Source organism: Gordonia westfalica (assembly GCF_900105725.1).
GTDB lineage: Bacteria > Actinomycetota > Actinomycetes > Mycobacteriales > Mycobacteriaceae > Gordonia > Gordonia westfalica.
Window position 1 is genome coordinate 1 of the sequence record NZ_FNLM01000011.1, and the last position, 24,083, is coordinate 24,083.

19 protein-coding genes and 1 pseudogene are annotated in these 24,083 nt (G+C 62.6%); 11 read left to right on the plus strand and 9 right to left on the minus strand.

The genetic code is table 11. The features are described from left to right. On the minus strand, window positions 1-183 hold a 183-nt coding region (locus tag BLU62_RS33140), incomplete at its 3' end, for a hypothetical protein (RefSeq protein WP_208863587.1). A gap of 78 nt (window positions 184-261) precedes the next feature. On the opposite strand from BLU62_RS33140, the gene BLU62_RS01560 reads away from it, so the two are divergent. The 6 genes and pseudogenes from BLU62_RS01560 to BLU62_RS35050 all read left to right on the plus strand — a co-directional run. Beyond that, window positions 262-933, plus strand: a complete 672-nt coding sequence (locus BLU62_RS01560) for a hypothetical protein (protein ID WP_074848109.1) — start codon at window positions 262-264, stop codon at window positions 931-933. 318 nt (window positions 934-1,251) lie between these two features. After that, on the plus strand, window positions 1,252-1,581 hold the full coding sequence (locus tag BLU62_RS01565) for a hypothetical protein (RefSeq protein ID WP_159441512.1): 330 nt from the start codon (window positions 1,252-1,254) through the stop codon (window positions 1,579-1,581). Window positions 1,582-1,633: 52 nt separating this feature from the next. Next, entirely contained in the window at window positions 1,634-1,882 is a 249-nt protein-coding gene (locus BLU62_RS01570) for a hypothetical protein (RefSeq protein ID WP_074848114.1), read from the plus strand. Between the two features lie 330 nt (window positions 1,883-2,212). Continuing rightward, window positions 2,213-3,475 (plus strand): aggregation-promoting factor C-terminal-like domain-containing protein, encoded by a 1,263-nt coding sequence (locus tag BLU62_RS01575; protein WP_074848117.1) that lies wholly within the window; start codon window positions 2,213-2,215, stop codon window positions 3,473-3,475. Between the two features lie 6 nt (window positions 3,476-3,481). Then, window positions 3,482-4,402, plus strand: a complete 921-nt coding sequence (locus tag BLU62_RS01580) for a hypothetical protein (RefSeq protein ID WP_139179915.1) — start codon at window positions 3,482-3,484, stop codon at window positions 4,400-4,402. A 95-nt stretch (window positions 4,403-4,497) separates the two neighbouring features. Beyond that, a pseudogene (locus BLU62_RS35050) lies at window positions 4,498-5,904 on the plus strand (Gp37-like protein); the annotation flags it as partial. 38 nt (window positions 5,905-5,942) lie between these two features. Here BLU62_RS35050 and BLU62_RS01595 read toward each other — a convergent pair. The 5 genes from BLU62_RS01595 to BLU62_RS34695 all read right to left on the minus strand — a co-directional run bounded on the left by BLU62_RS01595 (window position 5,943) and on the right by BLU62_RS34695 (window position 14,749). Beyond that, a complete protein-coding gene (locus BLU62_RS01595; protein WP_074848122.1) occupies window positions 5,943-7,784 on the minus strand; it encodes a Gp37-like protein in 1,842 nt (613 codons plus the stop codon). Further along, a complete protein-coding gene (locus BLU62_RS01600) occupies window positions 7,781-8,701 on the minus strand; it encodes a hypothetical protein (RefSeq protein WP_139179915.1) in 921 nt (306 codons plus the stop codon). The genes BLU62_RS01595 and BLU62_RS01600 overlap by 4 nt, the downstream gene beginning before the upstream one ends. Before the next feature lie 6 nt (window positions 8,702-8,707). After that, window positions 8,708-10,102, minus strand: coding sequence for an aggregation-promoting factor C-terminal-like domain-containing protein (locus BLU62_RS01605; RefSeq protein WP_074848124.1), 1,395 nt, complete (start codon window positions 10,100-10,102; stop codon window positions 8,708-8,710). A 502-nt stretch (window positions 10,103-10,604) separates the two neighbouring features. Beyond that, window positions 10,605-13,952 (minus strand): tape measure protein, encoded by a 3,348-nt coding sequence (locus BLU62_RS01610; protein ID WP_159441513.1) that lies wholly within the window; start codon window positions 13,950-13,952, stop codon window positions 10,605-10,607. Between the two features lie 227 nt (window positions 13,953-14,179). Beyond that, window positions 14,180-14,749: an endonuclease domain-containing protein gene (locus BLU62_RS34695; RefSeq protein WP_099047818.1), complete on the minus strand. Its 570-nt coding sequence runs from the start codon at window positions 14,747-14,749 to the stop codon at window positions 14,180-14,182. 528 nt (window positions 14,750-15,277) lie between these two features. Between BLU62_RS34695 and BLU62_RS01620 the strand changes: the two genes are divergently transcribed. Then, window positions 15,278-15,478 (plus strand): hypothetical protein, encoded by a 201-nt coding sequence (locus tag BLU62_RS01620; RefSeq protein ID WP_074847866.1) that lies wholly within the window; start codon window positions 15,278-15,280, stop codon window positions 15,476-15,478. Between the two features lie 376 nt (window positions 15,479-15,854). Here the strand turns inward: BLU62_RS01620 and BLU62_RS01630 are convergent, their stop codons facing one another. Together BLU62_RS01630 and BLU62_RS01635 are read right to left on the minus strand one after the other, a co-directional pair. Next, window positions 15,855-16,286: a hypothetical protein gene (locus BLU62_RS01630; protein WP_074848129.1), complete on the minus strand. Its 432-nt coding sequence runs from the start codon at window positions 16,284-16,286 to the stop codon at window positions 15,855-15,857. A gap of 160 nt (window positions 16,287-16,446) precedes the next feature. Further along, a complete protein-coding gene (locus tag BLU62_RS01635) occupies window positions 16,447-17,040 on the minus strand; it encodes a hypothetical protein (RefSeq protein ID WP_139179902.1) in 594 nt (197 codons plus the stop codon). Between the two features lie 463 nt (window positions 17,041-17,503). On the opposite strand from BLU62_RS01635, the gene BLU62_RS01640 reads away from it, so the two are divergent. Then, a complete protein-coding gene (locus BLU62_RS01640; RefSeq protein WP_139179902.1) occupies window positions 17,504-18,097 on the plus strand; it encodes a hypothetical protein in 594 nt (197 codons plus the stop codon). A gap of 161 nt (window positions 18,098-18,258) precedes the next feature. Continuing rightward, window positions 18,259-18,690, plus strand: a complete 432-nt coding sequence (locus BLU62_RS01645; protein ID WP_074848129.1) for a hypothetical protein — start codon at window positions 18,259-18,261, stop codon at window positions 18,688-18,690. Window positions 18,691-19,066: 376 nt separating this feature from the next. Here BLU62_RS01645 and BLU62_RS01655 read toward each other — a convergent pair whose 3' ends face one another. Next, window positions 19,067-19,267 carry a hypothetical protein gene (locus BLU62_RS01655; RefSeq protein ID WP_074847866.1) on the minus strand — a complete coding sequence of 67 codons (201 nt, stop codon included), beginning with the start codon at window positions 19,265-19,267 and terminating at the stop codon, window positions 19,067-19,069. A gap of 528 nt (window positions 19,268-19,795) precedes the next feature. Here BLU62_RS01655 and BLU62_RS34700 point away from each other — a divergent pair. Next, window positions 19,796-20,365 (plus strand): endonuclease domain-containing protein, encoded by a 570-nt coding sequence (locus tag BLU62_RS34700; RefSeq protein WP_099047818.1) that lies wholly within the window; start codon window positions 19,796-19,798, stop codon window positions 20,363-20,365. A 227-nt stretch (window positions 20,366-20,592) separates the two neighbouring features. Next, window positions 20,593-23,940, plus strand: a complete 3,348-nt coding sequence (locus tag BLU62_RS01665; RefSeq protein WP_159441514.1) for a tape measure protein — start codon at window positions 20,593-20,595, stop codon at window positions 23,938-23,940. Window positions 23,941-24,083: the final 143 nt, after the last annotated feature.

The following is a 24,083-nucleotide window of genomic DNA, read 5'->3' on the forward strand; positions in this document are numbered from 1 at the left end:
CTTGGTGACCGACTTGCCGCCACTGGCGAGGGCGGCATCATGGCGGCGGGCCAGCTCTCGAAGATCCGTGATGAGTTCATGCGCCAGCGCGAGGCGGCTGGGCGCGTGGCGCCTGGCGTCTCCGAACTCGGCGAGGCAATGCGCGTCCTGGGCGACAGACGTCGACCGCGGCGGAGAAGACACGGGCGCTGAAGTCGGCGCTCGATTGCGTTGAACCCCGCCCGCACTGAGGGTGAGGCGATTGCCCGTCACAACGACGTGATGCGTCAGGTTGCTGACTCGACCAAGGAGGCTATCAACCAGTCTGAGGGGTTCGGTGCGGCGCTCCTGAGTCAGAAGCTGGGCATCGACACGGCAACGAAGAATGGTGCTGCGCTCCGGCAATCGCTGGTGGACATTGTGGACGCCACAACTGATGCTGCCGCGTCGGGTGCTGATATGACGGAGCGGAATCGTCAGAACCAGGAGGCTCTCGCCCAGTTGGCGCGGCAGTATGGCCTGACTGGTGAGCAGATCCGTGCCGCTGCAGACAAACTCGGTCTTGATGACGTCGAAGTGACGGTGGCCCTGAAGGGTGCCCCTGAGGCGGTCCAGCAATTGGCGGCGATCTCCGCCAAGTGGAATGACATGCCGACCCAGAAGACGATGACGATCGACAGTTCGGCGGTTACCAAGGAGACGCAGGGTCTGCTGGAGCGGCTGGGTGCGACGGTTGAGCGGATTCCGAACACCAATCAGGTGAAGATCACTGCGGATGATGCGGATGCTCGGGCGAAGATTCTGATGGTTACGCAGAACATCGCCGTGCTGAATGCGCTGCGGGCGAACCGAAGGTCGACCTCGACAAGGCTATGTTCGATCTGCGAAATAGTGAGGCCCGGGGAGCGCTTGAAGGGCTGGATCGTACCGCTGTGTCGCCGGCTGCTGGGCTAGTTATTGACCAGTTGCTGCAGGGCAAAGCCGTGTCGATGGAGCAGCTGAATACCTCTCGCAGACCACCGCGAATCCCAAGGTGGATATGGAGATCGCTGCGATTATGCAGAAGCTCGGTCTCATCAACACTGAGCTAGATCGGGCCGCCCGGAGCGTCAGGCATACATCAATGTGCAGACTCGTGGTCTCAACCTCGGCGACACTACCCCGAGTGGCCAGGTGTGGCGCGGTCCCGGTCTGGCGAACAATGCTGACGGCTCGGTTCGCCGCTACGCACAGGGCGGTATTCGGGATCTCGAGCAGTATGCGAATGGGAAGTTGCCGAACCAGGCGGTCATCGAGAAGGCGCGCCCGAACACTCTGGTGCAGTGGGCTGAACCTGAGACTGGTGGTGAGGCGTTCATTCCTCTGGCCCCGGGGAAGCGGTCCAGGTCGACGAGCATTCTCGCGACAGTCGCGGACATGTTTGGTTACCAGCTCATTCCGGATGGGAATGTGCCGAACAGCCTTTCGGGTTGCTGGGTGCTATCGCTGGTGGTGGTGTCAAGCGTTTGGCGCAGGCTGCTGGCGTTGATGGTGTTCGCCGGTTCGCTGACGGCGGCATTCTGCGTCGCCTCGCTGAGGGTGAGGGTGCGTCCGGCCCGCTGACGGGCTCCCGTATGTGTGGGGTGGCGTGAACTGGGGCGACTGCTCTGGTGCCATGAGTGCGTTCGCCCGTAAGGCTGCCGGTTTGGACCCGTTCGGTGGGCGTTTCACCACTGCCACGATGGGTGCGCAGATTCAGCAGATGGGTGGCCAGTTGGGTCGCGGGTCGTCTGGGGATATGCGGTTCGGCTGGTACAACGGCGGCGCCGGGGTGGGCATACTGCCGGCACTCTCCCGGATGGGACGAACGTTGAGATGGGCGGCCAGAACGGTGGCGGCATGCTGGGCGGCTCTGTGGGGCTGATGATCCGCAGTTTTCTGAGCATGCGTTCATCAAGGTTGATCCGTCGTGGACTGATCCGGGTTCTGATTCGGGTGGTTGGGTGCAGCGTCCGGATGGGACGTGGGTGCAGACCGGCCCGGGCGGATACGACGCCACAGGCGGTTCAGGCACCTCGGGCAGTAGCACTGGGGATAAGAGCATTTCGGGCCGCCTCGGTGCCGTGGCGAACACGTTCGTGTCCGAGCAGATCGCGGACATGCTCAAGGTGTTCTCCATCAACGACACCCCGGCATCCTGGGCGCCCTCGCTGAATACGAGAACTCGCAGCAGCAATCGGGTTCGGGGACGAAGGTGTCGCCGGAGGAGCGTGAGCGGGCGAAGGCCGAGTATGACGCGGCGAAGGACTCCCTCAAGTCCGACTATGAGAACGCGAAGCTGACTCGGAAGCAGGACTACGACCGCAAGAAGCAAGATCTCGAGAACCAGTTCACGCTCAAGAAGATCGATCGCGCCACCTACGAACGTCAGCTGAACGATCTCAAGCACAAGTTTGAGAACGACGAGCTGGCGAAGAAGCAGGAGTACGACTCCCGTGTGGCGGAGGCCAAGTCGAAGTATGACTCTGCGACGGGCAAGACACCGAAGCCGGGTGAGGCGGGGTCTGATCCGTCGGCTGCTCTGGGGTTGAAGCAGAAGTACGAGGACGAGAAGCTCGCACGGAAGCAGCAGTACGACCAGGAGAAGGCTGCCCGTAAGGAACGGTACGAGGCCGATAAGAAGGCTCTGCAGGCGCAGAAGCTCGACAAGGATCTGAACAAGCGACGTTCGGATGAGTTGAAGGCCCAGTACGACTCGGATATGGCGGGGATGAAGGCCCGCTATGAGTCGGCGGAGTTGGCGAAGAAGCAGGAGTTTGAGCGTTCTGCCCAGTCGGCTCCGTCGGTGGGTGCCCGCCCGGGTGTGACTGATCCGGGGACGGTGAAGCCTCGTCCTGGCGAAGACCTCGGCGGCACGGCTGCTGGTGGTGCGCCGACGGGGAATGCGATCAAGGACGCGTTCCGGTCCGGTTTGCGTGAGGCGTGGCGTCAGGGTCCTCCGTGGGAGGCCACCGACTGGATCATCAACAAAGAGTCCAGCTGGAATCCGACCGCCACAAATCCGTCGTCGGGGGCGTTCGGTCTGCCCCAGTTCTTGGGATCGACGAAGGACCAGTATCTGCCGGATTCGTCACCCGATCCGCGGGTGCAGGGCGAAGCCTATGACCGATATGTGGGTGACCGTTACGGCGACCCGCTGAAGGCGAAGGATCACCACGTCAACGCCGGCTGGTACGAGCGGGGTGGTGTCATCCACGAGGGTGCGAACATCATGCTCAACGGGCTGGGGCACAAGGAAACTGCGCTGCCGTTCGATCCGCGGGATCTGAAAGCCTCACTCGACCGTGGCGGGGCGGCCCCGGCTGTCCTCGTTGAGAAGCTGGACCAACTCATCTCCGTGATCTCCGCAATGGACGGCGGGACAACGAACGTCACCCTGCGAGACGAACGCGCCTACTACGAGCGGGAACGCCGCCAGCAGCGGGCACGGCACAAGGCTATGAGCGGAGGCCGCTAGATGGGGATGCAGATCACCCTTATCGGTACGTCGGGGATGCGGTGGCCTGTCCACGGCATCGAACGGCATGCCGGCCTCACCCTCAGTGAGGGTGGGGTGGAAGGTCTCATCGATTCTCCCGTGGAAACGCAGTGGGTGGAGGACACGGAGATGGGTGTCGTGTTCGGTGGGGTGCGGTATCTGCCCCGCGACATGACCCTCGGTTTCTATGTGTCGGATGCGTTGTCGGATGAGACGGAGATCGGGCGTCTTGAGTCTGATTTCCGTATGGATTTCGCAGCCCAGCCGGATGAGTGGGATGCCAACTTTCAGCACACTCAGGTTGAGGTGGGGTCGGATCTGTCGGGTGAGCGTCGTTTGACGATGCAGCTTCGGGAAGCTCCCGAGTTGAAGACCCAGCGTGACCCGTACACGCAGCAGTTTTATGACATCACGTATGAGTTGCGGGCGCCGATGCCGTTGTGGGATTCCGGCAAAGAGGTGACGGTGTTTGAGGGTTCGGGGACGTCGGGGTCGGGGACGATTCTGGTGTCGAATCCGACGGACACTCCGTTGCGGCAGACGTGGGTGTTGACGCGCGGGAAGTGGACGTTGCCTGATCCGTCGTGGCGTGGCAAGCGGGGGCAGCGCGCCCCGTCAGGTCCGTACGCGGCGCGGACGGTCGCCCTACCCGAGATCACATCGAGCGATCAGGGTGTGCGGATCACCCGGGAACGCCGCAAGCTGCATGCGATGACGTTCACCGGCTCCAACTTCCTCGGGCGGATGAACGGGCAGTGGATCATTCACGACATCCCCCCATACACGCCGCCCACCTTGTTGCCGATCTCCTACACCAACGCCCCTGCGGGTGGTGCCCGGGCTGAGCTGCATCAGCCGCGTCTGTGGACTCGCCCTGTCGGACTTGAGATGCCGGGACTGTCATGACTGCACCTGTAATCGACTACGACACCCTGACGCTTCAGGAGAAGTGTGAAGCGATCTGGGAGGTTACGGCGGCGGAGGAACGCCGTCTGGCGAAGATGCAACGCACCCAGCCGGGGGTGTTCATTTTCGACGGCCACCAACGGCTACAGCACCTCCTATTGGAGGTTGCTGACCTGGCGGTGGAGGACAAGGAAAACGACACCGGCTCCATCACCCTGTCGATCCCATTCGAGCATCCGGTGGCGCAGTGGATGAACGACGACATCGGCCGCATCAAGCGTGGTGAGGGCGAGTTCTTCCACATCGATGTGGAACACAACGGTATCCGTGTCACGGGCCGCTATGACGAGAAGACGGTGAAGAAGGATGGGATGGGGCAGCGGATGCTGCACGTCACATTCCTCACCGACTACGAAAACCTGAAGTGGATCGACGTCTGGTCGAATCCGTTCCTGCCCGCCATCTTCCAGTTCCCCCGCATCTTCCTGTTGGCCGGACCCTCCATCTGGGTGCTGAAAACAGCGCTCCTGCTGCAGCTGTGGCGCATCAACTCGAGTATCTGGCAAATCCCAGACGACCCCATGAACCCCTCCACCTGGTTGGACGGGTTGGACATGTCGAACTGGGACATCGTCATCAAACCCACCACCTTCCTCCAAGACATGGCCGCCGGCACAACGTGGTCGCTGTTCATGTCCAGGTGGGGGAAGTGGCATGACCGGGCAGAGATGATCCTGAAGGACGCCGAACTGTCCGTGGTCACCCGCCGCTACCGCAAAGGCGACCCCGAACCATGGCCAGGAGCTTTCCTCACCGGAATCAAGGACGGAGCCTTGGTCGTCGACATCGTCGACAAATCCGGCCACATGGAAGGCGCAGCCAACGGCGGCACCATCTTCGACGGCTTCACCCGCACCATCCGCCAACTGATCGGCGACTTCATCGAAGACGCCGAAACCGAGCTGACGGGGGCACCCACCTGGCCGTCAAAGTTCTACCAAGACATGTTCGGCACCCCCAAAGGCTTCCCGTTCGTCCACTTCCCCGCAGACTCCGGCATCGAAACCGAATTCACCACAACACCATCCAAGGGCGTCATCATCAACGCCGGCGGACAATCAGCCCCCGGAGTGAACGAACTCATCAGCGCTGGCATCCAGACGGTCGGCGACCTCGTCACATCCAACCTGAATATCGGCGGCTACGGAATTGGCGCGCAAGGTGGCGCCATCGATGCGGTGTTGAAGCCGTTTTATACGGACACGGTGTTGGCGTGGATTTCGGTGAAGTTGCCTCATCGGATTGCGCAGTCCGGGTCGTCGCATTACAAGGAGTATCACCTTGACCTGCCGGGGAAGGCGTACACGCTGTCGTCGGTGATGGCGATTCGTGCGGGGATTGTGGCGACGGCGCGGAAGAAGAACGCCAAGGTGAAGGTGACGGCGTTGACTCCGTATGTGGTGGGTTGGCCTGGGTATGGCCACCTCTACAAGGGTGATCGTGGTTCGTTTGAGGTGGCTGGTGATACGCGCCGTGAGATTCATGTTGAGCGGGTGATGTCGGCGAAGTGGAGTGGTCGGCGGATCATTTTGCGCAGTGGGAACTCGAGTTTGGTCCGCGTGAGCGATGGACCGATGACTGCGTCGATCGCATCGTTTGGAGTGCGTGACGATGCTCGAGTGTTCGGCGAGCTCGACGCAGCAGTCGCCAAACCAGCAATCTCACGCATCAAACGAGTCATCGGGTCCTCATCCTCACGCGGACCAAACTCGAGTTCCCACTGCGCAAAATGATCCGCCGACCACTCCAACTTCGCCGACATCACCCGCTCAACATGAATCTCACGGCGCGTATCACCAGCCACCTCAAACGAACCACGATCACCCTTGTAGAGGTGGCCATACCCAGGCCAACCCACCACATACGGAGTCAACGCCGTCACCTTCACCTTGGCGTTCTTCTTCCGCGCCGTCGCCACAATCCCCGCACGAATCGCCATCACCGACGACAGCGTGTACGCCTTCCCCGGCAGGTCAAGGTGATACTCCTTGTAATGCGACGACCCGGACTGCGCAATCCGATGAGGCAACTTCACCGAAATCCACGCCAACACCGTGTCCGTATAAAACGGCTTCAACACCGCATCGATGGCGCCACCTTGCGCGCCAATTCCGTAGCCGCCGATATTCAGGTTGGATGTGACGAGGTCGCCGACCGTCTGGATGCCAGCGCTGATGAGTTCGTTCACTCCGGGGGCTGATTGTCCGCCGGCGTTGATGATGACGCCCTTGGATGGTGTTGTGGTGAATTCGGTTTCGATGCCGGAGTCTGCGGGGAAGTGGACGAACGGGAAGCCTTTGGGGGTGCCGAACATGTCTTGGTAGAACTTTGACGGCCAGGTGGGTGCCCCCGTCAGCTCGGTTTCGGCGTCTTCGATGAAGTCGCCGATCAGTTGGCGGATGGTGCGGGTGAAGCCGTCGAAGATGGTGCCGCCGTTGGCTGCGCCTTCCATGTGGCCGGATTTGTCGACGATGTCGACGACCAAGGCTCCGTCCTTGATTCCGGTGAGGAAAGCTCCTGGCCATGGTTCGGGGTCGCCTTTGCGGTAGCGGCGGGTGACCACGGACAGTTCGGCGTCCTTCAGGATCATCTCTGCCCGGTCATGCCACTTCCCCCACCTGGACATGAACAGCGACCACGTTGTGCCGGCGGCCATGTCTTGGAGGAAGGTGGTGGGTTTGATGACGATGTCCCAGTTCGACATGTCCAACCCGTCCAACCAGGTGGAGGGGTTCATGGGGTCGTCTGGGATTTGCCAGATACTCGAGTTGATGCGCCACAGCTGCAGCAGGAGCGCTGTTTTCAGCACCCAGATGGAGGGTCCGGCCAACAGGAAGATGCGGGGGAACTGGAAGATGGCGGGCAGGAACGGATTCGACCAGACGTCGATCCACTTCAGGTTTTCGTAGTCGGTGAGGAATGTGACGTGCAGCATCCGCTGCCCCATCCCATCCTTCTTCACCGTCTTCTCGTCATAGCGGCCCGTGACACGGATACCGTTGTGTTCCACATCGATGTGGAAGAACTCGCCCTCACCACGCTTGATGCGGCCGATGTCGTCGTTCATCCACTGCGCCACCGGATGCTCGAATGGGATCGACAGGGTGATGGAGCCGGTGTCGTTTTCCTTGTCCTCCACCGCCAGGTCAGCAACCTCCAATAGGAGGTGCTGTAGCCGTTGGTGGCCGTCGAAAATGAACACCCCCGGCTGGGTGCGTTGCATCTTCGCCAGACGGCGTTCCTCCGCCGCCGTAACCTCCCAGATCGCTTCACACTTCTCCTGAAGCGTCAGGGTGTCGTAGTCGATTACAGGTGCAGTCATGACAGTCCCGGCATCTCAAGTCCGACAGGGCGAGTCCACAGACGCGGCTGATGCAGCTCAGCCCGGGCACCACCCGCAGGGGCGTTGGTGTAGGAGATCGGCAACAAGGTGGGCGGCGTGTATGGGGGGATGTCGTGAATGATCCACTGCCCGTTCATCCGCCCGAGGAAGTTGGAGCCGGTGAACGTCATCGCATGCAGCTTGCGGCGTTCCCGGGTGATCCGCACACCCTGATCGCTCGATGTGATCTCGGGTAGGGCGACCGTCCGCGCCGCGTACGGACCTGACGGGGCGCGCTGCCCCCGCTTGCCACGCCACGACGGATCAGGCAACGTCCACTTCCCGCGCGTCAACACCCACGTCTGCCGCAACGGAGTGTCCGTCGGATTCGACACCAGAATCGTCCCCGACCCCGACGTCCCCGAACCCTCAAACACCGTCACCTCTTTGCCGGAATCCCACAACGGCATCGGCGCCCGCAACTCATACGTGATGTCATAAAACTGCTGCGTGTACGGGTCACGCTGGGTCTTCAACTCGGGAGCTTCCCGAAGCTGCATCGTCAAACGACGCTCACCCGACAGATCCGACCCCACCTCAACCTGAGTGTGCTGAAAGTTGGCATCCCACTCATCCGGCTGGGCTGCGAAATCCATACGGAAATCAGACTCAAGACGCCCGATCTCCGTCTCATCCGACAACGCATCCGACACATAGAAACCGAGGGTCATGTCGCGGGGCAGATACCGCACCCCACCGAACACGACACCCATCTCCGTGTCCTCCACCCACTGCGTTTCCACGGGAGAATCGATGAGACCTTCCACCCCACCCTCACTGAGGGTGAGGCCGGCATGCCGTTCGATGCCGTGGACAGGCCACCGCATCCCCGACGTACCGATAAGGGTGATCTGCATCCCCATCTAGCGGCCTCCGCTCATAGCCTTGTGCCGTGCCCGCTGCTGGCGGCGTTCCCGCTCGTAGTAGGCGCGTTCGTCTCGCAGGGTGACGTTCGTTGTCCCGCCGTCCATTGCGGAGATCACGGAGATGAGTTGGTCCAGCTTCTCAACGAGGACAGCCGGGGCCGCCCCGCCACGGTCGAGTGAGGCTTTCAGATCCCGCGGATCGAACGGCAGCGCAGTTTCCTTGTGCCCCAGCCCGTTGAGCATGATGTTCGCACCCTCGTGGATGACACCACCCCGCTCGTACCAGCCGGCGTTGACGTGGTGATCCTTCGCCTTCAGCGGGTCGCCGTAACGGTCACCCACATATCGGTCATAGGCTTCGCCCTGCACCCGCGGATCGGGTGACGAATCCGGCAGATACTGGTCCTTCGTCGATCCCAAGAACTGGGGCAGACCGAACGCCCCCGACGACGGATTTGTGGCGGTCGGATTCCAGCTGGACTCTTTGTTGATGATCCAGTCGGTGGCCTCCCACGGAGGACCCTGACGCCACGCCTCACGCAAACCGGACCGGAACGCGTCCTTGATCGCATTCCCCGTCGGCGCACCACCAGCAGCCGTGCCGCCGAGGTCTTCGCCAGGACGAGGCTTCACCGTCCCCGGATCAGTCACACCCGGGCGGGCACCCACCGACGGAGCCGACTGGGCAGAACGCTCAAACTCCTGCTTCTTCGCCAACTCCGCCGACTCATAGCGGGCCTTCATCCCCGCCATATCCGAGTCGTACTGGGCCTTCAACTCATCCGAACGTCGCTTGTTCAGATCCTTGTCGAGCTTCTGCGCCTGCAGAGCCTTCTTATCGGCCTCGTACCGTTCCTTACGGGCAGCCTTCTCCTGGTCGTACTGCTGCTTCCGTGCGAGCTTCTCGTCCTCGTACTTCTGCTTCAACCCCAGAGCAGCCGACGGATCAGACCCCGCCTCACCCGGCTTCGGTGTCTTGCCCGTCGCAGAGTCATACTTCGACTTGGCCTCCGCCACACGGGAGTCGTACTCCTGCTTCTTCGCCAGCTCGTCGTTCTCAAACTTGTGCTTGAGATCGTTCAGCTGACGTTCGTAGGTGGCGCGATCGATCTTCTTGAGCGTGAACTGGTTCTCGAGATCTTGCTTCTTGCGGTCGTAGTCCTGCTTCCGAGTCAGCTTCGCGTTCTCATAGTCGGACTTGAGGGAGTCCTTCGCCGCGTCATACTCGGCCTTCGCCCGCTCACGCTCCTCCGGCGACACCTTCGTCCCCGAACCCGATTGCTGCTGCGAGTTCTCGTATTCAGCGAGGGCGCCCAGGATGCCGGGGGTGTCGTTGATGGAGAACACCTTGAGCATGTCCGCGATCTGCTCGGACACGAACGTGTTCGCCACGGCACCGAGGCGGCCCGAAATGCTCTTATCCCCAGTGCTACTGCCCGAGGTGCCTGAACCGCCTGTGGCGTCGTATCCGCCCGGGCCGGTCTGCACCCACGTCCCATCCGGACGCTGCACCCAACCACCCGAATCAGAACCCGGATCAGTCCACGACGGATCAACCTTGATGAACGCATGCTCAGAAAACTGCGGATCATCAGCCCCACAGAGCCGCCCAGCATGCCGCCACCGTTCTGGCCGCCCATCTCAACGTTCGTCCCATCCGGGAGAGTGCCGGCAGTATGCCCACCCCCGGCGCCGCCGTTGTACCAGCCGAACCGCATATCCCCAGACGACCCGCGACCCAACTGGCCACCCATCTGCTGAATCTGCGCACCCATCGTGGCAGTGGTGAAACGCCCACCGAACGGGTCCAAACCGGCAGCCTTACGGGCGAACGCACTCATGGCACCAGAGCAGTCGCCCCAGTTCACGCCACCCCACACATACGGGGAGCCCGTCAGCGGGCCGGACGCACCCTCACCCTCAGCGAGGCGACGCAGAATGCCGCCGTCAGCGAACCGGCGAACACCATCAACGCCAGCAGCCTGCGCCAAACGCTTGACACCACCACCAGCGATAGCACCCAGCAACCCCGAAAGGCTGTTCGGCACATTCCCATCCGGAATGAGCTGGTAACCAAACATGTCCGCGACTGTCGCGAGAATGCTCGTCGACCTGGACCGCTTCCCCGGGGCCAGAGGAATGAACGCCTCACCACCAGTCTCAGGTTCAGCCCACTGCACCAGAGTGTTCGGGCGCGCCTTCTCGATGACCGCCTGGTTCGGCAACTTCCCATTCGCATACTGCTCGAGATCCCGAATACCGCCCTGTGCGTAGCGGCGAACCGAGCCGTCAGCATTGTTCGCCAGACCGGGACCGCGCCACACCTGGCCACTCGGGTAGTGTCGCCGAGGTTGAGACCACGAGTCTGCACATTGATGTATGCCTGACGCTCCCGGGCGGCCCGATCTAGCTCAGTGTTGATGAGACCGAGCTTCTGCATAATCGCAGCGATCTCCATATCCACCTTGGGATTCGCGGTGGTCTGCGAGAGGGTATTCAGCTGCTCCATCGACACGGCTTTGCCCTGCAGCAACTGGTCAATAACTAGCCCAGCAGCCGGCGACACAGCGGTACGATCCAGCCCTTCAAGCGCTCCCCGGGCCTCACTATTTCGCAGATCGAACATAGCCTTGTCGAGGTCGACCTTCGGGTTCGCCCGCAGCGCATTCAGCACGGCGATGTTCTGCGTAACCATCAGAATCTTCGCCCGAGCATCCGCATCATCCGCAGTGATCTTCACCTGATTGGTGTTCGGAATCCGCTCAACCGTCGCACCCAGCCGCTCCAGCAGACCCTGCGTCTCCTTGGTAACCGCCGAACTGTCGATCGTCATCGTCTTCTGGGTCGGCATGTCATTCCACTTGGCGGAGATCGCCGCCAATTGCTGGACCGCCTCAGGGGCACCCTTCAGGGCCACCGTCACTTCGACGTCATCAAGACCGAGTTTGTCTGCAGCGGCACGGATCTGCTCACCAGTCAGGCCATACTGCCGCGCCAACTGGGCGAGAGCCTCCTGGTTCTGACGATTCCGCTCCGTCATATCAGCACCCGACGCGGCAGCATCAGTTGTGGCGTCCACAATGTCCACCAGCGATTGCCGGAGCGCAGCACCATTCTTCGTTGCCGTGTCGATGCCCAGCTTCTGACTCAGGAGCGCCGCACCGAACCCCTCAGACTGGTTGATAGCCTCCTTGGTCGAGTCAGCAACCTGACGCATCACGTCGTTGTGACGGGCAATCGCCTCACCCTCAGTGCGGGCGGGGTTCAACGCATCGAGCGCCGACTTCAGCGCCCGTGTCTTCTCCGCCGCGGTCGACGTCTTGTCGCCCAGGACGCGCATTGCCTCGCCGAGTTCGGAGACGCCAGGCGCCACGCGCCCAGCCGCCTCGCGCTGGCGCATGAACTCATCACGGATCTTCGAGAGCTGGCCCGCCGCCATGATGCCGCCCTCGCCAGTGGCGGCAAGTCGGTCACCAAGCAGCTTCCACTGTCCGTCGGAGCCGTACAGAGAGCGGGCGACTTCTTCGTTGGACATCCCGAGATCGCGGATCGCCTTTTCAGCCGCCATGGCTCGCTCGGCGTTCTCATTCAGCACTTCGTTCGAGCCGGATGCCATCTTGAAGAGGCCGCCGACCTCTTTGAGCTGTTCCCACGTCGACTTGTGCTGATCGGCGGCAGTGCTCAGCGTCTTCTGGTACGCCCCAACCTGTTCCGCAGCCTTGGCCCAGGTGTCATCGTTCATGGCACCGCGGGACTCACGGAAAGCGGCACCCATCAGCCTCTGGGACTCCGCAAGCTCCTTCACCGCCTGCGACTGAGCCTTCGCCTTCTGCGTCGCATCGGCGTGAGCCTGCGCGCCCATCATCAGATATGCGGCACCAGCCATGAGCGCGATATTCAAAGGGCCGCCCAATGCCGCAGACAGTCCACCGGCCGCCCCACGTAGTGCGCTGAGTCCGCCGGAAGCGGCCATTCCCGCGTTGGCACCAAGGACGCGGATATGGGCGCCGGCCGTCGAGAGCTGCGGGTTCGCCTGCCGGATGTAGCCAAGCGAGGTCCGATAGGCGTCGGTGAAGTTGCCGATTGCCGGACGCACACCGCCGAACGCCGTTCCGACACGACTGATTCCCGTATGCATCGGGCCGAGCGCCGTCGTGACGCGCCCCAGGATTGCGGGCACGGTTCGGAACGCCAACCACGCCGCGAGCGCTGCGGTGACGTAACCCGGATGCGCCTCCATGAGATCGCCGACAGTCTGAAGCACCGGGGCGAGTCCTTGCAGAATCCCCGACGCCGTCTGGACCGTCGCCAGGAACACCTGCCAGCCGCCGACGCCGAGCGACGCAGACGCTTCCGCGAGTGCCGCCCCAATCGTACGCGCTGCAGGACCGAGTTCCATCAGTGAATCCCACAGCGCCGTAAAGGTTTCGGCCGCTCGATCAAGAGCTCCCGAGCCCTCGAGGGTTGCATACAGACCCTTGAGCTGCGGCACCCACTGGTCGAAGATCTTGGCGTCCGCGGCGAGCGCGAAATCCTTCATCTTCGGGGTGAGATCGTTTACTGCTTCGGTCAGGCCGACAACGCCGCCCTTGGCGCGGAGAAGGAACGGCTCCATGCCCGCAGCCGACAGGCGGCCCATCGCGGTCCGGAAGTTGGCGAGCTTCGCGGGAAGGGTCTCGCCCATCTCCTTCGCGAGGTTGCCGGTGCCCTGGTTGATCGCCGTGACGACCTGGTCGAACGAGATCTTGCCCTCTTCGCCGAGGGTGCGGACCTCGGCAGTCGTCTTGCCGATCGACTTCGCAATGAGGTCATAGATCGGCACGCCGCGCTGGGCCAGCTGCAACGCCTCCGAGCCCATCAACTTGCCCGACGCCTTGATCTGCATCATCACGAGGCCGATGTCCTGCGCCGAGGCGCCAGAGGCCGCAGAGATGTTCACCAACGCCTTCACAGCGTTGTTCATGTCGTCGCCCGCCGCCACGCCAGCACCGCCCAGCATCGCTGCTGCCGCCGCTGCATCAGCCAGCGAAGTCGAGGTGCCGGTGACGATGTCATTCAGATCGGCAAGCTGACGCTTCGTGTCACCGGCCGACAGCCCCATATTGCGGAACTGGATGTCCGCCTTCTCCAGGGTGGTGATCCGGTTGTAGCCTGCCGACAGGGCATCCTGCAGCACCTTCGATGCTGCGCCCGCCGCCTTCGACACGCCAATCCCCAGCGCCGTGCCGAGGGCGGTGGACATCGTGTGACCCATGCGACGCCCAGTGTCACCAGCGCCGCGTTCAGCACCATTGAGCGCGTTACGGATGCCAGGAGCGATACGGCTCGTCTCTGGAACGATGGAAATGTAGGCAACACCTAGCTCCGTGGCCACGCTGCCACCCCCTTTGCTTGCCGCCAGAAATGACGAACACCCCAGAGGCTCATGGCCTTAGGGGTGTTCGTTGAGTCCGTATGTATGCGCTGTTTCTAGGCCTTTCGACCGAGGTACTCGATCGCGCTTCGCAGCACGTTCGGGTCATCCTTCAGTAGGCCCAATCCGCGGTTGCACGATCCGCAGAGGAATCCGCGGACGCACTGCCCGCAGGTTCGCCACTGCTTACTCCGTGGAGGGCAGCAGCTGTGGTCATGGTCGATATGTAGCGCCCCCACGCGCTCGCCGCAGATGTCGCAGCCCCGATTCATCGCGGCCGCGTACTCCTCCGGGGTGATTCCGTACTTCAGATATCGGCGCGCTTCGGGGGATTCTCTACCGCAGGTGCGGCACCACTGAGTGTCGGTGCGCTGAAGCCTCGCCCCGGTGCGCCGCTGTAGGGAGAAGTCCTGCCCGCATAGCCGACATTTCGCCGTCGTTGGGCGACGCCCGTTGTATCGAGAGTCGGTTTGCTGACAGCCCCTCGAGCAGTGCTTACGGCGCCCCGACCCCTTCGGGACACCTGCCCCGCAAACGACGCACACCCATTCCTTCGACCACGTGTCCGGCCGGAGTTCGCCGTGGCGATCAAGCTGAACCCGGTGCGAGTCGCACACCGTCTGCATGCCCCGCGTAGGGCGGTCGCATGTGGGGTGCTCGCAGATGGGGCGACATTCGTCGGAGCAGTACGCATGCTGTCCGGGACCTCGGTCGATGGGTGATCCACATGTCGGACATGGACGTCGGGTTCGGGTAGCCTTCACGGCAGCCCCTCCTTGGTGCTTCAAGCGAGTGGGTTAGGCCCCGGCTGGTGTTGGTAGCACCTCCGGGGTCGCTCCATTCTATCTCGGGTCGTCGCACTGACGGCTTATCCTGTCGAGATGAAACGTGCATGCATTGCCATCCCAGTAATCGCATTCGCCCTCGCCGCCTCTGGGTGCAGCGACCGAAGCCCCGAGGCCGGTAAGGCTCCTGCGACATCGTCGGCCTCCGCACCTGCCCCTGCAGTCGCAGGTGCGTACACGTCAGTGAGTCAACTCGCGGCCGGACTAACTTCAGCCGGCTTCCCATGCCTGGTTACTGACGCAACCTCGGGGCCGAAGGCTGAGCACGGATCGTGCCCACTAACCCCAACGGCCGAAGCTCGACTGAGTGTGTGGTTCTCAGAAGACCTCGCCTCGAAGGGAATCGCTGCATCGGTAAAGCACTCTGACATCACGGGAGACATCACTGGCGATCGCCACTACTACGTAACGGGACCAACCTGGCTGATCAGCCTCGACCAGAACGCGGTCATGGCAGGCCAGATTGCGGGACAGTTCGGCGGCGAACTAGTGAAGTCCGGTGATATCTAGCGCATCGACGCCGCGACCGCCCGAGCCTTCTCAGCCTCGCTGGGACCTTCGCCCTCGGTAGCTTCGGCAGCGTCATCCCGAGGCGGCCCATACCGGGCCGGGAAGTAGATCTCAGGCACTTCGTTAAACGTGGTCAACGCCTGCATGTATCGGAGGTCGGAAACGATCGTCGCCACCTCCGACAAGAGCATCACAGACGGATCAGACCACAGCCAAGTGTCAGGATTCCATGCCCGGAACAGCTCCATTGCGTGGTCTGTGCGAGCCCTGCGGACAATAGCCCGCAGGTCAGTCCATGAAAACCAGGGCTTCCCGAGATCCCGCAACCTGAGGCCGCGGGAAATCAGGTCGTACTCGATGGCCTCCCCGTGCTCGTCTAGGAGTCGGCGGAGGCCGAAGATTCCCCCACTGTGATGTCAGGATCTTCGAGCTGCTTCTTGATCCACTGGATGGTGCCCTCAGGGATCTTCGTCATCAGGAGCTTGTACTCGGCAGCCGACACGTACGGCTTGAGCCACCGGAGGGTGACTTCCTTCTCCTCGAAACCCTTCAGGGTTTCCTCTGCGTCGACCGGGCGCGGCAGCGTCTTCTCCGCGCTGTTGAGGCTGTTCGCCCATTCGGCGATCTTCACATCCGCTTCCCCGAACGGGGTGATCCAGTCCTGGTACTTCTTGATCTCGGCGGGGTCCATCCACTTGCGCGGCGGCATCGACACCAGTACCGGATCGCGCCCGGGGATGGGGACGGCGAACTTCAACAGGTGATCGTCGGACGAGGGGGCTACTGCGTAGCCTTCGGGAACAGACATGGTTTGACCAGGAACCTTTCAACATTGGGATAGAACTTCAACCAGGAGCAGCCCCGGCCTGGCAAAAGGACGCGGCTCCTGGTCAGGGACAACATGACACCCCTTCGCCAGGCCGAGATTGTGTGCCCGGGGAGGCTAGATACCTCCCGGGCAAGACGGGTCAGCTACCCGAAGTGGCGGCGATGCCGTCCACGTCGCCGAACTCGTCGACGTAGTCGCCGTTGGAGTTGCGGAACGCTCGGATCGTCAACTCCACGCCCGACGCGTCCTGCGACTCGTCCTTCCACTCCGCGATCTCCGAGACGCGGCCCTTCTCCACGACGTACGTCTTGAACTTCTTGCCGCACTTCGTGGCGAACACGTGGGCCGACAGCGGAAGCTGCGACGAGTTGTGGCGGACGTGGTAGCGCTGCCCCTTGCCGCCGGCAGCGGGGATGAGGGTGACGTTGTCGTCACCTGCGACGGTCCGCTTCACCGACGGCAGGTCGACGTCGAGCAGCTTGATCTTGAAGCTGGTGCCGTACTCGGTCTGCACATCGACGTAGTCGCCACCGTCGAAGTCCTTGACGGTGTTCGAGGTGCGGGTGATGCCGACCGACAGGCCGTCGACCGCCGCGGTTCCGTGGTCCTCGAACGCGGCGTTCAGGTCTTCCGGCGACTCGACCGGAGCGGTGGGAAGCGTGGTACCCAGAGGTGCCCGCCAGTAGACGCCGCCGTCGAGCGACTGCGCCACGTAAGAGTGTTCGACTGCCATTGTTTTGCCCCTTTCAGGCGAGGTGACCAGGAGCCGCGAAAGGGTTATTCAGTTAGGAGACTTTAGGTTCGGAGCACGAAGAGTGTCCCGGTGAACTGGAACCGGGAATGCTTTTCATAGTCCGGGTTGGGATAGTCGGCCAGGCTGTTCATGACCCAGTCGGTTACCCACAGGCCTGCCCATGGGCCGCCCGAGGATGCAGCCTGGAATCGCGTCCGGACGATGGTCAGATCGATGGCTCAGTCGCGGACGGATTCCAGGCTGCATCCTCGGGCGGCCCATGGGCAGGCCTGTGGGTAACCGACTGGGTCATGAACAGCCTGGCCGACTATCCCAACCCGGACTATGAAAAGCATTCCCGGTTCCAGTTCACCGGGACACTCTTCGTGCTCCGAACCTAAAGTCTCCTAACTGAATAACCCTTTCGCGGCTCCTGGTCACCTCGCCTGAAAGGGGCAAAACAATGGCAGTCGAACACTCTTACGTGGCGCAGTCGCTCGACGGCGGCGTCTACTGGCGGGCACCTCTGGGTACCACGCTTCCCACCGCTCCGGTCGAGTCGCCGGAAGACCTGAACGCCGCGTTCGAGGACCACGGAACCGCGGCGGTCGACGGCCTGTCGGTCGGCATCACCCGCACCTCGAACACCGTCAAGGACTTCGACGGTGGCGACTACGTCGATGTGCAGACCGAGTACGGCACCAGCTTCAAGATCAAGCTGCTCGACGTCGACCTGCCGTCGGTGAAGCGGACCGTCGCAGGTGACGACAACGTCACCCTCATCCCCGCTGCCGGCGGCAAGGGGCAGCGCTACCACGTCCGCCACAACTCGTCGCAGCTTCCGCTGTCGGCCCACGTGTTCGCCACGAAGTGCGGCAAGAAGTTCAAGACGTACGTCGTGGAGAAGGGCCGCGTCTCGGAGATCGCGGAGTGGAAGGACGAGTCGCAGGACGCGTCGGGCGTGGAGTTGACGATCCGAGCGTTCCGCAACTCCAACGGCGACTACGTCGACGAGTTCGGCGACGTGGACGGCATCGCCGCCACTTCGGGTAGCTGACCCGTCTTGCCCGGGGAGGTATCTAGCCTCCCCGGGCACACAATCTCGGCCTGGCGAAGGGGTGTCATGTTGTCCCTGACCAGGAGCCGCGTCCTTTTGCCAGGCCGGGGCTGCTCCTGGTTGAAGTTCTATCCCAATGTTGAAAGGTTCCTGGTCAAACCATGTCTGTTCCCGAAGGCTACGCAGTAGCCCCCTCGTCCGACGATCACCTGTTGAAGTTCGCCGTCCCCATCCCCGGGCGCGATCCGGTACTGGTGTCGATGCCGCCGCGCAAGTGGATGGACCCCGCCGAGATCAAGAAGTACCAGGACTGGATCACCCCGTTCGGGGAAGCGGATGTGAAGATCGCCGAATGGGCGAACAGCCTCAACAGCGCGGAGAAGACGCTGCCGCGCCCGGTCGACGCAGAGGAAACCCTGAAGGGTTTCGAGGAGAAGGAAGTCACCCTCCGGTGGCTCAAGCCGTACGTGTCGGCTGCCGAGTACAAGCTCCTGATGACGAAGATCCCTGAGGGCACCATCCAGTGGATCAAGAAGCAGCTCGAAGATCCTGACATCACAGTGGGGGAATCTTCGGCCTCCGCCGACTCCTAGACGAGCACGGGGAGGCCATCGAGTACGACCTGATTTCCCGCGGCCTCAGGTTGCGGGATCTCGGGAAGCCCTGGTTTTCATGGACTGACCTGCGGGCTATTGTCCGCAGGGCTCGCACAGACCACGCAATGGAGCTGTTCCGGGCATGGAATCCTGACACTTGGCTGTGGTCTGATCCGTCTGTGATGCTCTTGTCGGAGGTGGCGACGATCGTTTCCGACCTCCGATACATGCAGGCGTTGACCACGTTTAACGAAGTGCCTGAGATCTACTTCCCGGCCCGGTATGGGCCGCCTCGGGATGACGCTGCCGAAGCTACCGAGGGCGAAGGTCCCAGCGAGGCTGAGAAGGCTCGGGCGGTCGCGGCGTCGATGCGCTAGATATCACCGGACTTCACTAGTTCGCCGCCGAACTGTCCCGCAATCTGGCCTGCCATGACCGCGTTCTGGTCGAGGCTGATCAGCCAGGTTGGTCCCGTTACGTAGTAGTGGCGATCGCCAGTGATGTCTCCCGTGATGTCAGAGTGCTTTACCGATGCAGCGATTCCCTTCGAGGCGAGGTCTTCTGAGAACCACACACTCAGTCGAGCTTCGGCCGTTGGGGTTAGTGGGCACGATCCGTGCTCAGCCTTCGGCCCCGAGGTTGCGTCAGTAACCAGGCATGGGAAGCCGGCTGAAGTTAGTCCGGCCGCGAGTTGACTCACTGACGTGTACGCACCTGCGACTGCAGGGGCAGGTGCGGAGGCCGACGATGTCGCAGGAGCCTTACCGGCCTCGGGGCTTCGGTCGCTGCACCCAGAGGCGGCGAGGGCGAATGCGATTACTGGGATGGCAATGCATGCACGTTTCATCTCGACAGGATAAGCCGTCAGTGCGACGACCCGAGATAGAATGGAGCGACCCCGGAGGTGCTACCAACACCAGCCGGGGCCTAACCCACTCGCTTGAAGCACCAAGGAGGGGCTGCCGTGAAGGCTACCCGAACCCGACGTCCATGTCCGACATGTGGATCACCCATCGACCGAGGTCCCGGACAGCATGCGTACTGCTCCGACGAATGTCGCCCCATCTGCGAGCACCCCACATGCGACCGCCCTACGCGGGGCATGCAGACGGTGTGCGACTCGCACCGGGTTCAGCTTGATCGCCACGGCGAACTCCGGCCGGACACGTGGTCGAAGGAATGGGTGTGCGTCGTTTGCGGGGCAGGTGTCCCGAAGGGGTCGGGGCGCCGTAAGCACTGCTCGAGGGGCTGTCAGCAAACCGACTCTCGATACAACGGGCGTCGCCCAACGACGGCGAAATGTCGGCTATGCGGGCAGGACTTCTCCCTACAGCGGCGCACCGGGGCGAGGCTTCAGCGCACCGACACTCAGTGGTGCCGCACCTGCGGTAGAGAATCCCCCGAAGCGCGCCGATATCTGAAGTACGGAATCACCCCGGAGGAGTACGCGGCCGCGATGAATCGGGGCTGCGACATCTGCGGCGAGCGCGTGGGGGCGCTACATATCGACCATGACCACAGCTGCTGCCCTCCACGGAGTAAGCAGTGGCGAACCTGCGGGCAGTGCGTCCGCGGATTCCTCTGCGGATCGTGCAACCGCGGATTGGGCCTACTGAAGGATGACCCGAACGTGCTGCGAAGCGCGATCGAGTACCTCGGTCGAAAGGCCTAGAAACAGCGCATACATACGGACTCAACGAACACCCCTAAGGCCATGAGCCTCTGGGGTGTTCGTCATTTCTGGCGGCAAGCAAAGGGGGTGGCAGCGTGGCCACGGAGCTAGGTGTTGCCTACATTTCCATCGTTCCAGAGACGAGCCGTATCGCTCCTGGCATCCGTAACGCGCTCAATGGTGCTGAACGCGGCGCTGGTGACACTGGGCGTCGCATGGGTCACACGATGTCCACCGCCCTCGGCACGGCGCTGGGGATTGGCGTGTCGAAGGCGGCGGGCGCAGCATCGAAGGTGCTGCAGGATGCCCTGTCGGCAGGCTACAACCGGATCACCACCCTGGAGAAGGCGGACATCCAGTTCCGCAATATGGGGCTGTCGGCCGGTGACACGAAGCGTCAGCTTGCCGATCTGAATGACATCGTCACCGGCACCTCGACTTCGCTGGCTGATGCAGCGGCGGCAGCAGCGATGCTGGGCGGTGCTGGCGTGGCGGCGGGCGACGACATGAACAACGCTGTGAAGGCGTTGGTGAACATCTCTGCGGCCTCTGGCGCCTCGGCGCAGGACATCGGCCTCGTGATGATGCAGATCAAGGCGTCGGGCAAGTTGATGGGCTCGGAGGCGTTGCAGCTGGCCCAGCGCGGCGTGCCGATCTATGACCTCATTGCGAAGTCGATCGGCAAGACGACTGCCGAGGTCCGCACCCTCGGCGAAGAGGGCAAGATCTCGTTCGACCAGGTCGTCACGGCGATCAACCAGGGCACCGGCAACCTCGCGAAGGAGATGGGCGAGACCCTTCCCGCGAAGCTCGCCAACTTCCGGACCGCGATGGGCCGCCTGTCGGCTGCGGGCATGGAGCCGTTCCTTCTCCGCGCCAAGGGCGGCGTTGTCGGCCTGACCGAAGCAGTAAACGATCTCACCCCGAAGATGAAGGATTTCGCGCTCGCCGCGGACGCCAAGATCTTCGACCAGTGGGTGCCGCAGCTCAAGGGTCTGTATGCAACCCTCGAGGGCTCGGGAGCTCTTGATCGAGCGGCCGAAACCTTTACGGCGCTGTGGGATTCACTGATGGAACTCGGTCCTGCAGCGCGTACGATTGGGGCGGCACTCGCGGAAGCGTCTGCGTCGCTCGGCGTCGGCGGCTGGCAGGTGTTCCTGGCGACGGTCCAGACGGCGTCGGGGATTCTGCAAGGACTCGCCCCGGTGCTTCAGACTGTCGGCGATCTCATGGAGGCGCATCCGGGTTACGTCACCGCAGCGCTCGCGGCGTGGTTGGCGTTCCGAACCGTGCCCGCAATCCTGGGGCGCGTCACGACGGCGCTCGGCCCGATGCATACGGGAATCAGTCGTGTCGGAACGGCGTTCGGCGGTGTGCGTCCGGCAATCGGCAACTTCACCGACGCCTATCGGACCTCGCTTGGCTACATCCGGCAGGCGAACCCGCAGCTCTCGACGGCCGGCGCCCATATCCGCGTCCTTGGTGCCAACGCGGGAATGGCCGCTTCCGGCGGACTCAGCGCACTACGTGGGGCGGCCGGTGGACTGTCTGCGGCATTGGGCGGCCCTTTGAATATCGCGCTCATGGCTGGTGCCGCATATCTGATGATGGGCGCGCAGGCTCACGCCGATGCGACGCAGAAGGCGAAGGCTCAGTCGCAGGCGGTGAAGGAGCTTGCGGAGTCCCAGAGGCTGATGGGTGCCGCTTTCCGTGAGTCCCGCGGTGCCATGAACGATGACACCTGGGCCAAGGCTGCGGAACAGGTTGGGGCGTACCAGAAGACGCTGAGCACTGCCGCCGATCAGCACAAGTCGACGTGGGAACAGCTCAAAGAGGTCGGCGGCCTCTTCAAGATGGCATCCGGCTCGAACGAAGTGCTGAATGAGAACGCCGAGCGAGCCATGGCGGCTGAAAAGGCGATCCGCGATCTCGGGATGTCCAACGAAGAAGTCGCCCGCTCTCTGTACGGCTCCGACGGACAGTGGAAGCTGCTTGGTGACCGACTTGCCGCCACTGGCGAGGGCGGCATCATGGCGGCGGGCCAGCTCTCGAAGATCCGTGATGAGTTCATGCGCCAGCGCGAGGCGGCTGGGCGCGTGGCGCCTGGCGTCTCCGAACTCGGCGAGGCAATGCGCGTCCTGGGCGACAAGACGTCGACCGCGGCGGAGAAGACACGGGCGCTGAAGTCGGCGCTCGATGCGTTGAACCCCGCCCGCACTGAGGGTGAGGCGATTGCCCGTCACAACGACGTGATGCGTCAGGTTGCTGACTCGACCAAGGAGGCTATCAACCAGTCTGAGGGGTTCGGTGCGGCGCTCCTGAGTCAGAAGCTGGGCATCGACACGGCAACGAAGAATGGTGCTGCGCTCCGGCAATCGCTGGTGGACATTGTGGACGCCACAACTGATGCTGCCGCGTCGGGTGCTGATATGACGGAGCGGAATCGTCAGAACCAGGAGGCTCTCGCCCAGTTGGCGCGGCAGTATGGCCTGACTGGTGAGCAGATCCGTGCCGCTGCAGACAAACTCGGTCTTGATGACGTCGAAGTGACGGTGGCCCTGAAGGGTGCCCCTGAGGCGGTCCAGCAATTGGCGGCGATCTCCGCCAAGTGGAATGACATGCCGACCCAGAAGACGATGACGATCGACAGTTCGGCGGTTACCAAGGAGACGCAGGGTCTGCTGGAGCGGCTGGGTGCGACGGTTGAGCGGATTCCGAACACCAATCAGGTGAAGATCACTGCGGATGATGCGGATGCTCGGGCGAAGATTCTGATGGTTACGCAGAACATCGCCGTGCTGAATGCGCTGCGGGCGAACCCGAAGGTCGACCTCGACAAGGCTATGTTCGATCTGCGAAATAGTGAGGCCCGGGGAGCGCTTGAAGGGCTGGATCGTACCGCTGTGTCGCCGGCTGCTGGGCTAGTTATTGACCAGTTGCTGCAGGGCAAAGCCGTGTCGATGGAGCAGCTGAATACCCTCTCGCAGACCACCGCGAATCCCAAGGTGGATATGGAGATCGCTGCGATTATGCAGAAGCTCGGTCTCATCAACACTGAGCTAGATCGGGCCGCCCGGGAGCGTCAGGCATACATCAATGTGCAGACTCGTGGTCTCAACCTCGGCGACACTACCCCGAGTGGCCAGGTGTGGCGCGGTCCCGGTCTGGCGAACAATGCTGACGGCTCGGTTCGCCGCTACGCACAGGGCGGTATTCGGGATCTCGAGCAGTATGCGAATGGGAAGTTGCCGAACCAGGCGGTCATCGAGAAGGCGCGCCCGAACACTCTGGTGCAGTGGGCTGAACCTGAGACTGGTGGTGAGGCGTTCATTCCTCTGGCCCCGGGGAAGCGGTCCAGGTCGACGAGCATTCTCGCGACAGTCGCGGACATGTTTGGTTACCAGCTCATTCCGGATGGGAATGTGCCGAACAGCCTTTCGGGGTTGCTGGGTGCTATCGCTGTGGTGGTGTCAAGCGTTTGGCGCAGGCTGCTGGCGTTGATGGTGTTCGCCGGTTCGCTGACGGCGGCATTCTGCGTCGCCTCGCTGAGGGTGAGGGTGCGTCCGGCCCGCTGACGGGCTCCCCGTATGTGTGGGGTGGCGTGAACTGGGGCGACTGCTCTGGTGCCATGAGTGCGTTCGCCCGTAAGGCTGCCGGTTTGAACCCGTTCGGTGGCGTTTCACCACTGCCACGATGGGTGCGCAGATTCAGCAGATGG